Source organism: Trebonia sp. (assembly GCF_049794275.1).
In the GTDB taxonomy this organism is placed as follows: domain Bacteria; phylum Actinomycetota; class Actinomycetes; order Streptosporangiales; family Streptosporangiaceae; genus Trebonia.
The window spans coordinates 1-1,507 of the sequence record NZ_JBARCR010000216.1; the positions used below are offsets into that span (position 1 = coordinate 1).

General features: G+C 68.8%; 3 protein-coding genes. All 3 read right to left on the reverse strand.

From position 1 onward, the window contains the following. A partial coding sequence (locus WA805_RS06255; RefSeq protein WP_422290288.1) for a hypothetical protein occupies positions 1–588 on the reverse strand: 588 nt, incomplete at its 3' end. A 176-nt stretch (positions 589–764) separates the two neighbouring features. Beyond that, positions 765–1,253, reverse strand: coding sequence for a GNAT family N-acetyltransferase (locus WA805_RS06260; protein WP_422290289.1), 489 nt, complete (start codon positions 1,251–1,253; stop codon positions 765–767). A gap of 36 nt (positions 1,254–1,289) precedes the next feature. After that, the coding region (locus tag WA805_RS06265) for a hypothetical protein (RefSeq protein WP_422290291.1) at positions 1,290–1,507 on the reverse strand (218 nt) is incomplete at its 5' end.

Below are 1,507 nucleotides of genomic sequence, written 5' to 3' on the forward strand. Positions count from 1 at the left end.
GCGCGGCACCGCGCCTGGCCGGCCGGGCGGCTGGACCCCGGGGCGCCCGCCCGGCTGTCCGTAAATCCGCGCGTCCTGCATGCCCTTAGCCGACCGCCAGCCCAGCGCTATCACGGCGAGCAGCCACGCGACGACCACGCCGACTGTCACCGAGATGTGCAGGTGCGGCAGCTGCTTGAGCAGCACGACGACGAATACCACCGGCCACACCAGCGTCATCGCCGCGGTCCGGCACGGCACGTACCAGCGGCTCAGCGGCGGCAGGTGCGCGATGACGGCCATGATCACCGGCAGCGCGAGCAGCGACCAGCGCACCGGCGCCGAGGGAAGCGCCGCCGGGTCGGAGCTGTACAGCCCGAACACGTAGATGAGCCAGATGGCGAGCATGGCCACGTAGGCGGTGGCCATCTTGGTGCGCGACTTGGTGACGACCGCTACGGGCGCGAGCACGGGACACAGGAACAGCACAGCCCCGAGAATCGGGACAATCCGCTGCGGAAACGGCGTCCGGTCGATCGCTCGCTGCACGCGTTCGACCAGGTTGAGCTTCTCCCGACCTGTGGACTGGAGCCTAGCGGTTGGCAACATCGTGCTCCCTCGGACAGTCGTACGTCTTGTATAGCAGGATCGGCCCTGATCGCAACAGCACACGGACAGACACGCTGTGTGAAATCACGACGCCAGAGGCCGGGCACTGCCGGGCGGGAAGGGAGCGAGACGGGAGACGGCCGCGTACGTTCTGGCGAATGATTTTGATCTGTTTCTCAAACGGGGCAGGTGAGATCGATTTCGTCGCGCAGCGGAATGCCGAAATCGCCGGTGCGCGGAATCTCGGGTTTGCGCAGCCGGGAGCGGTCCACCGCGCCGGGGCGCAGCGCGGCCAGCCGGAAGCCGCGGCGCTGGTAGAAGCGCAGCGCGTCGACGTTGTCGTTCGTGGTGGTCAGCGTGATCTGCTGGCAGCCGAGGCGCTTCGCCTCGGCGCGGACGGCCTCGATGAGCATCGTGCCGATCCCGGTGAACCGGTCCAGCGCGTTGATCGTGACGATCTCCAGGACGCCGGGGCGCACGTCGAAGGTCACGAGCCCCGCGATGCGGCCGCCGCATTCCGCGATGAAGCCAGGCAGGGTCGCCGGGTAGAAAGCGCCGTCGTGGACGACCACCTCGGCCGCGCCCCACAGCTGGGTCGTCAGCCACTCGACAGTGGGGCGGTCGGACTCCTGAACGGGCCGGACCGCTATCTCCCGAGCTCGCACCGGACCATTATCGCGTATCCCGCTAGCAGCCGTATCTTATCCGCGACGGCTCATCCGCCGCAGCCGTTGCACCATGCGCAGCCGTTGCAGCCGCGTCGTCGCCATCCGCAGGTCGTCCTTGTCCAGCAGGTAAGCCACCACGATGAAGACCAGCACCGCGCTGATCAACCCGGCCGCACCCGCCGCGCCGTCGTACAGCTTGCCGCCGGCCGGCATGACAAGCGCGGCGGCCACCCCGACGGCCGTGCCGGCGG